Genomic DNA, 1422 nt, shown 5'->3' on the forward strand with positions numbered 1-1422 from the left:
CTAGTGTCTTGCACCGCAAATCACGAGGGTAAGTTGCTACCCTTTTCGGGTGTCACATCCTGGGCCTTCCGCCGTGTCGATCACGTTGTCCGAGGACGAGCGTGCCGAGTTGGTGCGTCGTGCTGCGGCGTGGGATCGGAGAGCTGCCGAGCGGGCCCGGATCATTCTGGCGTGTGCTGACGGCATGTCGAATGCCGCTGTTGCAGGGCATGTTGGTGTCCAGGCCAAGACGGCGGGCAAGTGGCGTCGTAAGTTCGCGGCCGAGGGGCTGGCCGGTCTGCAGGACGCGGGCCGGATCGGCCGGCCGAAGACCGATCTGGTCCTGAGCGATGCCGAACGGGACCAGTTGGTGCGCTGGGTGAGGCGGGCGAAGACCGCGCAGTATCTGGCCCTGCGGGCCAGGATCGTGCTGCGGTGTGCGGAGGGTGGGACCAACAAGCAGGCCGCGGTGGACCTGGGCATCGACGAGTCGACGGTGGAGCGCTGGCGGGCCCGCTTCATCGCCAAGCGCCTCGACGGTCTGCAGGACGAGCCCCGACCTGGCCGGCCGCCGTCGATCCTGCTCGACCAGGTCGAGGACGTCATTGCCGCGACCCTGGAGTCCACGCCGGGCAACGACACCCACTGGTCGCGGACCTCCATGGCCGCTCGCACCGGGCTGTCGAAGTCGACCATCGGGCGGATCTGGAAGAAGTTCGATCTCAAGCCCCACCTGCAGGACAGCTTCAAGCTGTCCACCGACCCGCAGTTCGTGGACAAGGTCGTCGACGTCGTCGGGCTCTACCACAACCCGCCCGAGCGGGCGGTCGTGCTCTGCGTCGACGAGAAGTCCCAGATCCAGGCGCTGGACCGCTCCCAGCCGGTGCTGCCGATGATGCCCGGCATGCCCGAGCGCCGCACCCACGACTACCTGCGGCACGGCATCACCAGCCTGTTCGCCGCCTTCAACATCGCCGACGGCACCGTCATCAGTGAACTCCACCGCCGTCACCGGGCGATCGAGTACAAGAAGTTCCTGGTCACGATAGACAAGGCCGTGCCGCGAGACCTCGACGTCCACGTGGTGTGCGACAACTACGCCACCCACAACACCGCCGAGATCCGCACCTGGCTCGCGAAGCACCCCCGCTTCCACGTCCACTTCACCCCGACCGGCTCATCCTGGATCAACCAGGTCGAGCGCTGGTTCGGCCTCCTCACCGACAAACTCCTCCGCCGCGGCGTCCACACCTCCGTCCAGGCCCTCGAGAACGACATCAGGGCCTGGATCTCGACCTGGAACGACAACCCTCGGCCTTTCACCTGGACCAAGACCGTTGACGAGATCCTCAAATCCCTCGCCGACTACCTCACCAAAATCAACCCGACAGGCCCGGCATCAGAGCAAAACTCACCCTCATGATTTACGGCGCAAGACACTAG

General features: G+C 65.6%; 1 protein-coding gene. It reads left to right on the forward strand.

From position 1 onward, the window contains the following. Window positions 1–73: 73 nt before the first annotated feature. Window positions 74–1402, forward strand: a complete 1329-nt coding sequence (locus tag ACWEQL_RS42430; protein WP_452156977.1) for an IS630 family transposase — start codon at window positions 74–76, stop codon at window positions 1400–1402. Window positions 1403–1422 lie beyond the last annotated feature (20 nt).

Source organism: Kitasatospora sp. NPDC004240, from assembly GCF_053603215.1.